The sequence below is a fragment of the Actinomadura terrae genome (assembly GCF_022751215.1).
Classification (GTDB): domain Bacteria; phylum Actinomycetota; class Actinomycetes; order Streptosporangiales; family Streptosporangiaceae; genus Spirillospora; species Spirillospora terrae.
On the sequence record NZ_JAICDG010000002.1, the window covers coordinates 513,439 to 525,821 of the forward strand.

Annotated in this window: 15 protein-coding genes and 2 pseudogenes; 7 read left to right on the plus strand and 10 right to left on the minus strand. The window is 67.6% G+C overall.

Annotated elements, in window-relative coordinates; translation table 11 throughout:
• The first annotated feature begins 105 nt into the window (after positions 1 to 105).
• The gene (locus K2F47_RS12590; protein ID WP_242903030.1) at positions 106 to 840 is read left to right on the plus strand and encodes a DNA alkylation repair protein; all 735 of its coding nucleotides are present in this window, start codon (positions 106 to 108) and stop codon (positions 838 to 840) included.
• Between the two features lie 694 nt (positions 841 to 1,534).
• Here K2F47_RS12590 and K2F47_RS12595 read toward each other — a convergent pair.
• Positions 1,535 to 2,485, minus strand: coding sequence for a zinc metalloprotease (locus tag K2F47_RS12595; protein ID WP_242903031.1), 951 nt, complete (start codon positions 2,483 to 2,485; stop codon positions 1,535 to 1,537).
• A gap of 225 nt (positions 2,486 to 2,710) precedes the next feature.
• Here K2F47_RS12595 and guaA point away from each other — a divergent pair, with 225 nt between their 5' ends.
• A complete protein-coding gene (gene guaA, locus K2F47_RS12600) occupies positions 2,711 to 4,282 on the plus strand; it encodes a glutamine-hydrolyzing GMP synthase (RefSeq protein ID WP_242905926.1) in 1,572 nt (523 codons plus the stop codon).
• A gap of 46 nt (positions 4,283 to 4,328) precedes the next feature.
• Here the strand turns inward: guaA and ahpD are convergent, their stop codons facing one another.
• The 5 genes from ahpD to K2F47_RS12625 all read right to left on the minus strand — a co-directional run bounded on the left by ahpD (position 4,329) and on the right by K2F47_RS12625 (position 6,867).
• Positions 4,329 to 4,871, minus strand: coding sequence for an alkylhydroperoxidase, AhpD family (ahpD, locus tag K2F47_RS12605; protein WP_242903032.1), 543 nt, complete (start codon positions 4,869 to 4,871; stop codon positions 4,329 to 4,331).
• 69 nt (positions 4,872 to 4,940) lie between these two features.
• Positions 4,941 to 5,495: a peroxiredoxin gene (locus K2F47_RS12610; RefSeq protein WP_242903033.1), complete on the minus strand. Its 555-nt coding sequence runs from the start codon at positions 5,493 to 5,495 to the stop codon at positions 4,941 to 4,943.
• Between the two features lie 351 nt (positions 5,496 to 5,846).
• Entirely contained in the window at positions 5,847 to 6,050 is a 204-nt protein-coding gene (locus tag K2F47_RS12615) for a BldC family transcriptional regulator (RefSeq protein WP_242903034.1), read from the minus strand.
• Between the two features lie 68 nt (positions 6,051 to 6,118).
• Complete coding sequence (locus K2F47_RS12620) at positions 6,119 to 6,583, minus strand: ATP-binding protein (protein WP_242903035.1); 465 nt, start codon at positions 6,581 to 6,583, stop codon at positions 6,119 to 6,121.
• The gene (locus K2F47_RS12625; RefSeq protein ID WP_242903036.1) at positions 6,580 to 6,867 is read right to left on the minus strand and encodes a hypothetical protein; all 288 of its coding nucleotides are present in this window, start codon (positions 6,865 to 6,867) and stop codon (positions 6,580 to 6,582) included. Before K2F47_RS12625 ends, K2F47_RS12620 begins: the two co-directional genes overlap by 4 nt.
• 215 nt (positions 6,868 to 7,082) lie before the next feature.
• Here K2F47_RS12625 and K2F47_RS12630 point away from each other — a divergent pair, with 215 nt between their 5' ends.
• Both K2F47_RS12630 and K2F47_RS12635 read left to right on the plus strand, forming a co-directional pair.
• On the plus strand, positions 7,083 to 7,886 hold the full coding sequence (locus K2F47_RS12630; protein ID WP_242903037.1) for a helix-turn-helix domain-containing protein: 804 nt from the start codon (positions 7,083 to 7,085) through the stop codon (positions 7,884 to 7,886).
• A complete protein-coding gene (locus K2F47_RS12635; protein ID WP_242903038.1) occupies positions 7,883 to 8,080 on the plus strand; it encodes a DUF397 domain-containing protein in 198 nt (65 codons plus the stop codon). The genes K2F47_RS12630 and K2F47_RS12635 overlap by 4 nt, the downstream gene beginning before the upstream one ends.
• Before the next feature lie 75 nt (positions 8,081 to 8,155).
• Here the strand turns inward: K2F47_RS12635 and K2F47_RS12640 are convergent.
• Positions 8,156 to 9,268, minus strand: a pseudogene (locus K2F47_RS12640) (IS1634 family transposase).
• Positions 9,269 to 9,396: 128 nt separating this feature from the next.
• Here K2F47_RS12640 and K2F47_RS12645 point away from each other — a divergent pair.
• Positions 9,397 to 9,753, plus strand: a complete 357-nt coding sequence (locus tag K2F47_RS12645; protein WP_242903039.1) for a bleomycin resistance protein — start codon at positions 9,397 to 9,399, stop codon at positions 9,751 to 9,753.
• 3 nt (positions 9,754 to 9,756) lie between these two features.
• On the opposite strand, the gene K2F47_RS12650 is transcribed toward K2F47_RS12645, so the two are convergent.
• A complete protein-coding gene (locus K2F47_RS12650; protein ID WP_242903040.1) occupies positions 9,757 to 9,945 on the minus strand; it encodes an alpha/beta fold hydrolase in 189 nt (62 codons plus the stop codon).
• Positions 9,946 to 9,969: 24 nt separating this feature from the next.
• On the minus strand, positions 9,970 to 10,590 hold the full coding sequence (locus K2F47_RS12655; protein WP_242905935.1) for an alpha/beta fold hydrolase: 621 nt from the start codon (positions 10,588 to 10,590) through the stop codon (positions 9,970 to 9,972).
• 372 nt (positions 10,591 to 10,962) lie between these two features.
• On the opposite strand from K2F47_RS12655, the gene K2F47_RS12660 reads away from it, so the two are divergent.
• Together K2F47_RS12660 and K2F47_RS41695 are read left to right on the plus strand one after the other, a co-directional pair.
• Positions 10,963 to 11,325 carry a hypothetical protein gene (locus K2F47_RS12660; protein WP_242903041.1) on the plus strand — a complete coding sequence of 121 codons (363 nt, stop codon included), beginning with the start codon at positions 10,963 to 10,965 and terminating at the stop codon, positions 11,323 to 11,325.
• A 173-nt stretch (positions 11,326 to 11,498) separates the two neighbouring features.
• Positions 11,499 to 11,697 (plus strand): annotated as a pseudogene (locus K2F47_RS41695) (IS5/IS1182 family transposase); the annotation flags it as partial.
• A 32-nt stretch (positions 11,698 to 11,729) separates the two neighbouring features.
• Here K2F47_RS41695 and K2F47_RS12670 read toward each other — a convergent pair.
• Entirely contained in the window at positions 11,730 to 12,113 is a 384-nt protein-coding gene (locus K2F47_RS12670; protein WP_242906025.1) for a hypothetical protein, read from the minus strand.
• Between the last annotated feature and the right edge of the window lie 270 nt (positions 12,114 to 12,383).

Sequence of the window (12,383 nt, forward strand, 5' to 3'; positions counted from 1 at the left end):
GACGTCTTTGGCAATCCTGGACAAATCAGGACATATATTGCCGAATTCGGCGCCGTAGCGAGGGGCCGTCCGGGACTGTCAGGGGCGGGGCGTAGCGTGACGCCCATGGACGTGGAGGGGGAGGCGGCACGCGTCCTGGTGGAGCTGCGCGCGCTGGGCGACCCGTCCCGCGCCGAGAGCGAGCGGCGCTACCTCAAGAGCGACCTCGCGCATATCGGCGTGCCCGTGCCGGTCCTGCGCAAGGTGGCCCACTCCTCGGTACGCCGCGACCCGTCCCGGGAGGATCTGCTGGCACTCGTCCACAGCCTGTGGACGGTGACCGAGGAGGGCCGCCCGGTGCACGAGGCGCGGATGGCGGCGATCGAGGTGCTGTCCCGACGGGTGAACGTCCTCGGCCCCGCCGACCTGCCCGTCGCAGAGCAGCTAATCCGCGATTCGGTGAGCTGGGCCTACGTCGACCACCTGGCCGAGAAGGTGGTCGGTGCCCTCGTCCTCCGCCACCCGGACCTGGGCACGGTGCTGGACGCCTGGGTCGCCGACCCCTACATGTGGATCCGGCGCACGGCGATGCTGGCGCTGCTCCCCGGCATCCGAACGGGCAACCCCGACCTGGACCGCCTGGACCGCTTCGGCGACGCGCTGATCGGCGAAAAGGAGTTCTTCATCCGCAAGGCCCTCGGCTGGGTCCTCCGCGAACACTCCAAACGCGACCCGGCCTGGGTGACCACCTGGGTCACCGACCACATCACGACGATCTCCGGCGTAACGTTCCGCGAAGCCGTCCGCCGCCTCCCCACCCCCGCCGCAACCCACCTGCAAACCGCCTACCGCACCCGCTGACCCCGCGACTCCGCAACCGTCCGCAACCCCGAGAACCCAGCGCGCCCTGCAAACCACCCGCCGCACCCACTGCTCGCGCAGCGGCCACGTCGTCCGGCGCCGCTGAAAGCCCGGCGCTCCGCCTACCGACAACCGGCGCACCCACTGATTGCGCAGCGGCGAGGCTGTCCGCAGCCGCCGAGAACCCGGCGCACCCCCCTACGCCCCCGCCGCACCTATTGACCGCGCGACTCCGCGACCCTCCGCAGCCCCGAGAACCTGGCGCGCCCCTGCGAACCACTCGCCGCACCCGCTGCCGAGCGGCGGCGTCGTTCGGCGCCGCTGAAAGCCCGGCTCGCTCCGCGTACAGACCACCCGCCGCACCCACTGCCCGCGCAGCGGCGAGCCCGCCCGAGCACCCGCTCCGGACGACCGCTATGCGCCGTCCAAGCCCGAGCGCGAGCAACGCAGGGCTATGCGCCAAGCGCGGCCTGTGCCGGGTGCGTCCTTCATCGAAGCCGGGCTTGGCCCCGTGTTGGACGGTGGCCGCTGTGGCACGGCAATCATGCGCTGGTCAGGGCCGTGCCCTGCGCGATGGCGGCGCACCGGGCAAGCGGCCGTGCGCCAAGCGGGGCCTGGGCCGGACGGCTGCGCGGTCGGCGGGGCGCCGGAGCGCGTGGGACGCGGCGGGCTTCAGCGGGGCGTCGTGGGGTGGTCAGGCGCGGTAGGCGGCCCAGGCTTTGTGGATGCGGGTGGCCTGGCCTGCGGTGAAGGAGGTCATGCAGGTGTCGTAGCTGTAGTCCATGTAGTTGTGGATCGGGTCCTCGCCCGGGGCGGGGCAGGTGTCCTTGCCGGACGGGCAGCCGTTGGTGGGGTCGCGCTCGGCGGGGGTGTCGGCGACGCGGTCGCCCTTGCCGCCGCAGCCGTCCTGGAAGGTGTGGTAGAGCCCGAGCCAGTGGCCGACCTCGTGGGTGGCGCTGAACCCCTTGTTGAAGTGCTCGATCGAGCCGCCCGGCATGCTGGCGTAGTGGATGGTGACACCGTCCATCTTGGGTTCGGACGTGTACTTCCACGGGAAGGTGGACCAGCCGAGCAGGTCGCCGCCGATGTAGGCGCTGTAGAGGTTCAGGGTGTTCTTGCCGCCCTTGCGGAGCCGCGGCTTGTAGGTGCCCTCGTAGCGCTCGGGGTCGGCGTACCACTGGGCGTTGTCGGTGCGGTCGGTCTGCTGGAGCCTGAACGTGACGTCGGTGCCCGCGCCCCCGTTGCGTCCGCCGTAGGAGTCGTTCAGCACGGCGATCTGCCGCCGGACGTCGGCGTCGGACACGTTTCCGTTGGCCCCGTCGTGCAGGACGTGGAAGTACACCGGCACGCTGATCGGCGCGGCGAGGCGCTTGGCGGCGCGCGGGGAGGTCGGGGCGCCGGGACCGGCGAGACCCAACCGGCCGAGGATGCGGTCGAGGCCGCGTTCGGTGGCGGCGGCCTGCCGCGGTGTCAGGTCGTTGCGCTCGCGGACGTGGGCGCCGGGCCGGAGCCGGGCCTGCGGGGACGCGCAGTCGATGCGTCCGGCCGCCGCCGTCGCCGTGCCCGGCCGACCCGCCGAGGCGGCCTGCACGGACGGGACGGCGGGGATGAGGGCGGCGATCAGGGCGGCGGCGAGCAGCTTCACGACACTCCTGGAAAGGGACGTTCGAACGCGGACGGGAGCCGGTCGTGCACATGGCGTTATCAAGAGGTATCAGAGTGAAGTCCTGCTGCGTGTGTGATCAAGGTAAACGATCGCTGACCGTTATCGGCCAGTTTCTCTAAGTGGCGAAGGGGGCCGGGGGCGGCGACATCGGCGCAGGCAGGGCCCCCGTAGACTGGGGAGTCCTTCCCGGCCGTGCGAAAGGCGTTGTTGGTGGCCGCAGACCAGTCCTTTGACACCGTGCTCGTCGTCGACTTCGGCGCGCAGTACGCGCAGCTCATCGCGCGGCGCGTACGCGAGTGCCATGTGTTCAGCGAGATCGTGCCGTCCACGATGTCCGCCGCCGAGATGCTCGCCAAGCGGCCGAAGGCGATCATCCTGTCCGGCGGCCCCGCGTCGGTGTACGAAGAGGGCGCCCCCGCCGCGCCCGAGGGCCTGTTCGACCTCGGCGTCCCCACGTTCGGGATCTGCTACGGCCATCAGGTGATGGCGCGGGCCCTCGGCGGGACGGTCGAGAACTCCGACGTCGCCGAGTACGGCGGCGCGACCGTCGCCGTGACCGCGCCGGGCATGCTGTTCGCGGGGCTGCCGCACGAGCAGGCCGTGTGGATGTCGCACCGCGACTTCGTCAGCGCCGCCCCCGAGGGCTTCACGGTCACCGCCAGCACCGACGTGACCCCGGTCGCCGGGATGGAGAACCGCGAGCGCGGGTTCTTCAGCGTCCAGTTCCACCCCGAGGTCCTGCACACCGAGCACGGCATGGAGATTCTCCGGCGATTCCTGTACGAGGGCGCCGGATGCCGTCCGAACTGGACGATGGTGAACATCGCGGACGAGTCGATCGAGGCCGTCCGGGAGCAGGTCGGCACCGGCCGCGCGATCTGCGGGCTGTCGGGCGGCGTCGACTCGGCGGTCGCCGCAGCGCTCGTCCAGCGGGCCATCGGCGACCAGCTGACCTGCGTGTTCGTCGACCACGGGCTGCTGCGCAAGGGCGAGGCCGAGCAGGTGGAGAAGGACTTCGTCGCCGCCACCGGCGTGAACCTGCACGTCGTGGACGCGCAGGAGCGCTTCCTCACCGCGCTCGACGGCGTCAGCGACCCCGAGCAGAAGCGCAAGATCATCGGTCGCGAGTTCATCCGCGTGTTCGAGCAGGCGGCGCGGGAGATCGTCGAGGGCGGGTCCGAGCCGGTCCGGTTCCTCGTCCAGGGCACGCTCTACCCGGACGTGGTCGAGTCGGGCGGCGGCACCGGCACGTCCAACATCAAGTCGCACCACAACGTCGGGGGTCTGCCCGAGGACCTCCAGTTCACGCTGGTCGAGCCGCTCCGCACGCTGTTCAAGGACGAGGTGCGCGCGCTCGGCGAGCAGCTCGGCCTGCCGTCGGAGATCGTGTGGCGGCAGCCGTTCCCCGGCCCCGGCCTCGGCATCCGCATCATCGGTGCCGTCACCCGCGAACGCCTCGAAATCCTGCGCGACGCCGACGCGATCGCCCGCGCGGAGCTGACCCGCGCCGGGCTCGACCGCGAGATCTGGCAGTTCCCGGTCGTCCTGCTGGCGGACGTGCGGTCCGTCGGCGTCCAGGGCGACCTGCGCACCTACGGCCACCCGATCGTGCTGCGCCCGGTGACCAGCGAGGACGCCATGACCGCCGACTGGGCGCGGCTCCCCTACGAGGTCCTCCAGCGGATCTCCACCCGCATCACCAACGAGGTCCGCGAGGTCAACCGGGTCACGGTGGACATCACGTCCAAGCCCCCGGGCACCATCGAGTGGGAATGACGAAAGGGCCCGGACGCGTCGCGCGTCCGGGCCCTTTCGTCGTCGCTCACACTCCGGCGGGGGCCAGCACGGCCTCGGCGTCCAGCGTTGCGGCGGTCGCGTTGACCACCGCGGCCAGACGCAGCGCCTCCTGGATCAGCTCGCGCGAGAGGCCGCCGTCACGCAGCACCTTCTCGTGCGACTCCAGGCACCGCCCGCAGCCGTTGATCGCCGACACGGCCAGGCACCACAGCTCGAAGTCGAGCTTCTCGACCCCGGGCCTCCCGATGATCGACATCCGCAGCTTGGCGGGCAGCGTCGCGTAGGTGTCGTCGCCGATGAGGTGCGTGGCGCGGTAGTAGACGTTGTTCATCGCCATGATCGACGCGGCGCCCTTGGCCGCCTCGAACGCCTCCGCCGACAGGTGGTCGGCCGCGTCCTCCGCCAGCTCCCGCAGGACGACGGGGCTGCGCGTGGCGAACGCACAGGCCAGGACCGTCCCCCAGAGCTGCTGGTCGGTGAGCTGCGAGGTGGAGGTCAGCGAGCCCAGGTTGAGCTTGGTGTCCTTGGCGTACCCGGGAAGGGCGGACTTCAGCGCGTCAACGCTCATGATCATGCGTCCTTTCGATCAGAAACGGCCGGCCGCGACGGGCGCGACCGGCCGTACCGTTCGGCAGGGTCAGACCCCGGCCAGCAGCTTCGTGGCGTCGAGGGTGTCCTCGCCCTTGTTCCAGTTGCAGGGGCAGAGCTCGTCGCTCTGGAGCGCGTCCAGGACGCGCAGGACCTCGGTGACGTTCCGGCCGACGGAACCGGCGGTCACCATGGAGAACTGGATCTCGTTGTTCGGGTCGACGATGAACGTCGCCCGCTGCGCCACGCCGTCCTCGGTGAGGATGCCGAGCGCCTCGACCAGCTCGCGGTTCAGGTCCGAGAGCATCGGGAACGGCAGCTCGCGCAGGTCAGGGTGGTCCTTGCGCCACGCGAAGTGGACGAACTCGTTGTCGACGGACGCGCCGAGCACCTGGGCGTCGCGGTCGGCGAAGTCCTCGTTCAGCCGTCCGAACTCGGCGATCTCGGTCGGACAGATGAACGTGAAGTCCTTCGGCCAGAAGAACACCACGCGCCACTTGCCCTCGTAGGTCTTGTGGTTGATCGTTTCGAACGCGTTGTCCGGGTCCGGCGAGACGCAGGCGGTCAGTTCGTACTCGGGGAACTGGTCACCGACAGTAAGCACGCAGGCTCCTTCGTCTACGGGATGACTGCCTCGGACCCGAGGCAGAAAAAGGTGTTGGGAGGCCGCCAGGCGCTGGCGGGGGCCGGCGGCTGATGTCACTCAGCGTGCCGCAGCCCTCGTGAAAAGAGAAATCGATCTATCCCAAGAGATCGATAGGTGCTACCTATCAGCTGTCGTGATGGTGCCCCTGACCTGCGAAGAAGCCTTCGATGGCATCCGCTCGCGCCCCGCCGGGTTAACGTAGATCACATCCCGAACCACCCAAGGCGTCACTTACTCGCCGTAACCATACTGCCTGCCCCCTCCCCGCACATAACGCCCGCTCGTCCGCATGGCTGGCTCCAGGGGCGCCTACGCCTTCCGCCGAGTGGTGCTCCGGGCGAGCAGCGCATGGACCTTCTTCTCGGGGTAGCGGCGGTGCCCGCCGAGCGTCCAGACGAAGGGGATCTTTCCCTGTTGCGCCCATCGTGTGACGGTCTTGGCGTCCACGCGGAACATGTTGGCGACTTCGCCCGGTGTGAGAAGGGCTTCGAACTCTGCTGTTCTCTTTGGCATTGGGGGTCTCCTTTGGGGGTTGGACCTCCGGGCACACTGGCGGGGCCCCGTTGTGTGCCCGGAGGGGCTCAGGGAAGAGGGAGGCGCCGGACGGAGGTGATGCGCATAATCGCCCACACCGTCTTGCCGCTGCGCTCTTTGCGCACGCCGTGGCGCCGGGAAAGGGCCTGCACGATGGTCATGCCCCACCCATGCGGATCGGGCGCATCATCGGGCACCGGCTCGGTGGGCATCGTCAGATCGGGCTCGCCCTTCTTGGGCTTGTTCTTGGCGAAGTCGTGGACCTCGATGTGGAAGCCGTCCTTGGAGACGAACATCCGCAACGTGATCGGTCGCCTGGTCGCCCGGATCGCGTTGCTGACCAACTCCACGGCCACCAGCACCGCGTCCTCGGTGGTCTCGGTCCCGATGTTGTAGGCGCAGGCCGCCGCCCGCACCAGACACCGCACGTCCGGCAGCACACTCGGCGTGGCGGCCAACTTGTGCCGCACCGCCACCATCACCGATGCCCTCTCATCCACCCGCGGGGTCACGTTTCACTCACCCGCGACCCAGCGTTGGCGGCCAGCGCGTCCTGCTGCGCCATAAGCGCAGCAAGAGTTTCCCTGTTAGTAGCTGTGAGAGTGTCCACCAGGCGGACATCGTCGCCCAGCAATTCGGGAAGCCGAAGGTGCACCGTCCACATTTCCGTCTCGGCTTGCTGATAGGGCTCCGCCCACCTGCCTGTGGGCGGCGAGGCCGCTGGCAGCGGGTCCTTGGGATCGATGTGGGGGATCGTGCTGACGCGATCTCCTGAGTGAGGGCTGTCCATGCCCATGGGTCCTCTTCCTCGCCTGCTCCGATTTCACCGGACAGCACACTTCTTTCGCCGTCCCATTCGATACCTAGGCCCGACTATTTCCGTTTTGTACGCAATGGATTTTGTCGGAACCTGTGGCTAGAGTGCTATCCGTCATCAACCGTGTCCATTAATCAGGCCACTTCCATGGAGTCCATGGAAATGATCAAAGGGGGTGACCGGGCGAAATGAGCATGACGGATGAGGTGGACCCACGCTCCTCCCTGTGGGGCCTCATAGGCTTCTACCTGCGGTTTCTTCGGACATCGAAGGGGCTCACGGGTGCGGAGGCAGGCAAGATCGCGGGATGTGCACCATCGACCATTTCCCGTATCGAGACCGGCGCTCAGCTCATGTCGAGGAAGCACGCCGTGCGCCTCGACGAGGCATGGAGGACGGGTGGACTGTTCACGCTGCTGATCTACTACGCCGTCCGCGCCGCAACACCCGACTGGTTCAACTCGTACCTGTCTTACGAACACGCGGCCGACAGAGTGCGGATGTTCGCCGGACAGTACGTCCCGGGACTGTTCCAGACTCCCGAGTACGCCCGGGCACTACTGGCCGCAGGACGGACGAAGGACAAGGAGGCGTCCCTCGAGCGGCGCATGGCGCGACAAGAGATCTTGAGCAGGCCCAACCCTCTTGAAGTGTGGGCCATCATCGCTCAGACCGTGCTTGAGTGGCCGGTCGGCGGGAAGGATGCCTTCAAGGCGCAGCTCGCCAGACTGCTGGAACTGTCCGAACAGCCGAACGTAAGCATCCGTGTCGTGCCAACCACGGCAGGGGCCTACGAAGGAATGGACGGCCCCTTCCTGATCACCACCAGCCGGGGAAGCGAACTCGCATTCGTCGAGGCCCCGAACGCAGGGAGACTGGTCGCTCATCTGGAGGAGGTGAACGACTTCGTGATCCGGTTCGACCGGATCGGCATGCTGGCCCTCCCCGTCGGCCCATCTCGTGACCTGATCAAGAAGAGCATGGAGCAGATAGCGTGAACTCGTCCCCCACCTGGCGCAAGTCCACCCGTTCCACCGGAGGCACCAGCGGCGAGTGCGTCGAACTCGCTTCCCTGCGCGGAAAGATCGGCATCCGCGACAGCAAGACTCCCCACACCCCCCACCTCACGGTTGGCCGCCAGGCCCTGGCAACCCTCCTCGTCCAAATCAAGTCCGGCGCCCTCGACCTCTAGCCGCCACAAGAAGCCCCTCGACCTCGGTCGAGGGGCTTCTTGTTGTCTGGGGCCCAGGACCTGACTTGGCTCAAATTAGTGCGCACCGCGGTCGTGGATGCGGGTGAGGGCATCGCGGAGGTCGTCGGGTAGCGGGTCGACGGCGGTGAGGGTGTGCTCACCGGCCTGGATGTTGATGGTGCGGTAGCGGCGGGTGGTGCGCACGAACTTCTTGATCGACCAGCCGGTGGTCTGCTCGATCCACCTGCTGACGGCCAGGGCGGCGAACACGACCGTCAGGTGCGCGTCGATCGACTCGCGCTTGTGGTGGTAGATCGGCCGCGCACGTAGGTCGTGTTTAGACATGATGAACGACAACCCCGCGGCCTCGATGGCCTGCTGGTTGGCCGCAGAGATCATGCCAGCGTCGGCCACGACCGTGACATCAGCCAGCTGGTGGGCATCCATGAACGCACGGATGGTCGGCAGCATCGTAGTGGTCTCGCCCCGGTTGCCCTCGAACGCGTTAGCCATCAACGGAAACCCGCTTGCGTCGGTGAGCAGCCCGATCGTGATCTGCGGCTCCAGGCGGCGTTCTTTGGAGAACCCGGGCTCACGGAACCCGTCCCCGGCATCGGTCTCGAAGTACAGGTGGACACATCGTAGAGAACCAGTGACGCCGGCCCCAGATCAGCGGTGCGGGCGCACGCCGCGGCCAACTTCTGCCGCCAGGACTCTTTCGCGAACGCGGGCAGACGCCGCTTGAGGGTCGCGTACGCCGGCGGGTCGAAACCTGCCTCCTCGACCACCCGCAGACTGTCCAGCTTGCTGGTCGGCTCGACGATCCGTGCCAGCACCAGTAATCGGAACACCTCGTCACCACCAGCGGCCTCCTCGAACCCCAACAGCTGGTAGGCGTGGCCGAGCGCGTCCCACAGGTACCCCATCCGCGACGACGTGATCGCAAGCGGCCCACCACCAGCACCACTGCCGGCCTGCGACGCCGCGAAGTCCGGGCCAAAGTCGAGCTCGGGCTGCCCCACAGCCAGACGCTGCCTCGCCACCGCCTTGAGCGCCTCCAACGCCGCATCGTCATGCGCCGAGCCGATGTGCTCGATGTCCCGCCACCCGCGACCCGCGACGCGAGGAGTGCACGATCTGCACCGCCCTGGCCCCCGACGCCGTCTTCACCGTGCGCACATACGCCACGAGAGACAGCCTAGAACCGGCCGCCTAGTGCGCAGACTTTCGCCGTTCACACGACGAAACCGCAGCTCAACAGCCAGCACCCTACCCAAGATCAGCGATCTTGAGCCAAAGTCAGGTACGGTGACGCAATGGTCATGCGGGTGGCGGTTCCCGTGCTGCCGTGCCGAGATGTGCAGGCAGCGCGGTCGTACTTCACGGACGTGCTCGGATTCGACACCATATTCACCTGGGAGACCCCACCTAGCTACGCGGCCGTGATCCGCGACACCGCCGAGTTCCACCTGTACGCCGAAAGCAGCGTCGGCCCGGCCAGGGTGACGGTTGTCCTCGACGACGTCGATTCCTGCCACGACGAGCTGCGCGCCCGCGGCGCCGACATCGTCGAGCCACTGGCTGACCGGCCCTACGGGATGCGCGACTTCAACGTACGGACACCCGATGGGCACTTGTTGATCTTTAGCCAGCCGCTTACCGAGTACGGGTGACCATCAGCGGACCAGCCGGAAGAATGACCGGACCTCGTCGACGAACAACGCCGGCTGCTCGAACGCCGCGAAGTGGCCGCCCTTGCCGGGCTCGTTCCAGTACCGGATGTTCGGGAACCGGCGCTCCGCCCACCGCCGAGACGGGCGCTGCAGCTCCTTGGGGAAGACCGAACAGCCGGTGGGTAGGGTCACCGGCGCGCCGGCCGACCCGGAGATCTATTCGTTGACCTGCCGGAGGCTTTCCCAGTACAGCCGGGCGGATGAGGCACCGGTGCCGGGCAGCCAGTAGAGCATCAGGTTGTCGAGCAGCTCATCCCGGGTAATAACCCGATGCAGGTCGCCACCGGAGTCGGTCCACGACCAGAACTTCTCGACGATCCAGGCGCAGAGGGCGGCCGGCGAGTCGACCAGCCCGTAGCCGACCGTCTGCGGCCGGGTCGACTGCTGCGCCGAGTATCCGGAGCCCCATTCGTCCGCCTCCCGCAGTGTCGCGAGCGCCGCCCGCTCGGCACCGGTGAGGTCGTCCAACGTGGCCGGATCGGGCGGTGCGAGCGGCGGCATGAGATGGATGCCGGCGACCCGATCGGGTTGCCGTTGACCGATGCTCGTGGCGATGCTGGTGCCCCAGTCGCTGCCCTGGGCGCCGAACCGCCGGTAGCCGAGCCGGGCCATCAGCTCGCACCACGCGTCGGATATCCACTCGATCCCCCACCCCGGCGCGGCCGGCTTGTCGCTGAAGCCGTAACCGGGAAGCGATGGGCAGACCCCTAGAACCGGCCGCTTAGTGCGCAGATTTTCGCCGTTCACACGACGAAACCGCAGCTCAACAGCCAGCACCTTACCCAAGATCAGCGATCTTGAGCCAAATCAGGTCTGGGGCCCAGGACGACCTCGGAGCGTGACCGACCGTCAGCGCATCGCGCGTCCAGCCCATTACGAGAAGGGTTACAGAACTCAACGCCGGGCCTGAAACGGTCACCATTTGCAACAATGGACTAATGGACGCGCAGGCCAGTCGTTGGTTACAAATTGATCTTGGCCGGAGTGGGCGGATTTCGCGCGAAGTCACATAGCTGCCGCGACTGAGCCCCTGGCATACTGTGCCGCAGTGCCAAGGAAATGGCCTCGCCAATTGGAGGAGATTTCATGCGTCGACCACTTCTCGGACATGTGTCCAACGCGTCCTCAATTGCCAAACCGCTAGCCGTCTTGGCAGCGGCCAGTGCCGCTCTCTTCGCCGCTCCGACAGCGGCATCCGCCGCACTGACCAGCACGGTCACGACAGTCGCCCGGAACCAGGCCGCCACCTCCATCTCCGGAACCACGAGCAGCCAGCGTGCCGGCGCCAACATCGCCGCCGTCTTCAACTGCCGCTACTTCGGCAGTTCACCATTCCAGGTGCTCCAGTTCAACTGCTTCGTGCAGTCCGGTCACCTACAGGTGGTCCTGAACTGCACCGACGGACGGCGGATCGGCGGCCCCGTCCTGGGCGCGGCCGGCTACTGGCAGAGCTTCAGCATCAGCTGTGCGCCCGCCCAATACTCCACCTTCAACTACTACGGGAGCGACTGACATATTCCAGAAAGCCCGACAGAATCACGGTCCCCGCGTGGACTACCGCTAGTGCCGCATCAAGCAACGTGGCTCTTCGAATTCAGAGCGAGCGCGGATAGGTGCGGCGGGGACCTGGGCAGCAGAACGGGCACAGGTCATAATGATCATGGGGTGGGGACGCTCTGTGATCCCCGGAAGGGCCTGTGCCCGCGCTGCCACCGCCACGGATCGGCGACCGGATCGTCTTCGACATGCTCTCGCGCTGAGGCGATTGCCGACACGACATGCTCGGCCACCACGATCCGGGGCCGTCGCGACGAGTGGATCCGGCCCAGCGCCTCCGCCCAGCTCAAGCAGATCACGCTGGAGTCCTACCCCCGGATCCTCGGCCGAGGGCTTCTTGGGGCCCCTGGCTGCGCGGTCTACGTGGCTTCGCGGGCGCTCGCCCTGAAGAAGCGCCCGGAGGGCGGGACCCATAGCAGGGTCAGCACTCCGAGCATCACCGCCCACCCGACCGCGATCAGCACGAGCACTCCGGTGAGGTCCTCCAGGACGAACACCACGCCCTTGCCGACGAACTGGACCGCGATAAGGGCGGTCAGCCACACGCGAGCCCAGTTTCGCGGGCTCCTGAGTAGCATGGCCAGCCCGCAGAAGGCGGCCCCCCACACCACGTGGAATAAGTCCGCAGGCACGTGTGGCGGATAGACCAGCGCGAACACATGGGCCGCGAGCAGGACGAATGTCCCTGCGATTGCTGCCGTCACCGTCCAAGGCGCCCTGTCGTGCGCGGTCAGCGAACTCATGAATCCTCCACTTGATCGCCATGCCGCCCACCCGCACGACGTTAGGAGGCCCCTCTCATCCCCGGCCATGAGGTTAACCCCCGGGTCAGTTCGACCGTCGCCTCACCCGTACGACCACGCTCGTATCGTGCCCTCGATCTCTAGCCCCCCACGAGAAGCCCCCCGACCTCGGCCGAGAGGCTTCTTGCCGCTCGGCAGCGCGTCTACGTCTCCTTCGATGTGCTCACCGGTGCCCGGCGATGCGGCATGGTCGGATTGTGCACGTCGCAG

What these genes read in the sequence shown, in the direction of transcription:
- K2F47_RS12615 (WP_242903034.1), bottom strand. Translation starts at nt 6,050, where the DNA reads ATGCCAAAGAGAACAGCAGAGTTCGAAGCCCTTCTCACACCGGGCGAA.
- K2F47_RS12630 (WP_242903037.1), top strand. Translation starts at nt 7,083, where the DNA reads ATGACGGATGAGGTGGACCCACGCTCCTCCCTGTGGGGCCTCATAGGC.
- K2F47_RS12590 (WP_242903030.1), top strand. Translation starts at nt 106, where the DNA reads ATGGACGTGGAGGGGGAGGCGGCACGCGTCCTGGTGGAGCTGCGCGCG.
- ahpD (WP_242903032.1), bottom strand. Translation starts at nt 4,871, where the DNA reads ATGAGCGTTGACGCGCTGAAGTCCGCCCTTCCCGGGTACGCCAAGGAC.
- K2F47_RS12670 (WP_242906025.1), bottom strand. Translation starts at nt 12,113, where the DNA reads ATGAGTTCGCTGACCGCGCACGACAGGGCGCCTTGGACGGTGACGGCA.
- K2F47_RS12625 (WP_242903036.1), bottom strand. Translation starts at nt 6,867, where the DNA reads ATGGGCATGGACAGCCCTCACTCAGGAGATCGCGTCAGCACGATCCCC.
- K2F47_RS12645 (WP_242903039.1), top strand. Translation starts at nt 9,397, where the DNA reads ATGGTCATGCGGGTGGCGGTTCCCGTGCTGCCGTGCCGAGATGTGCAG.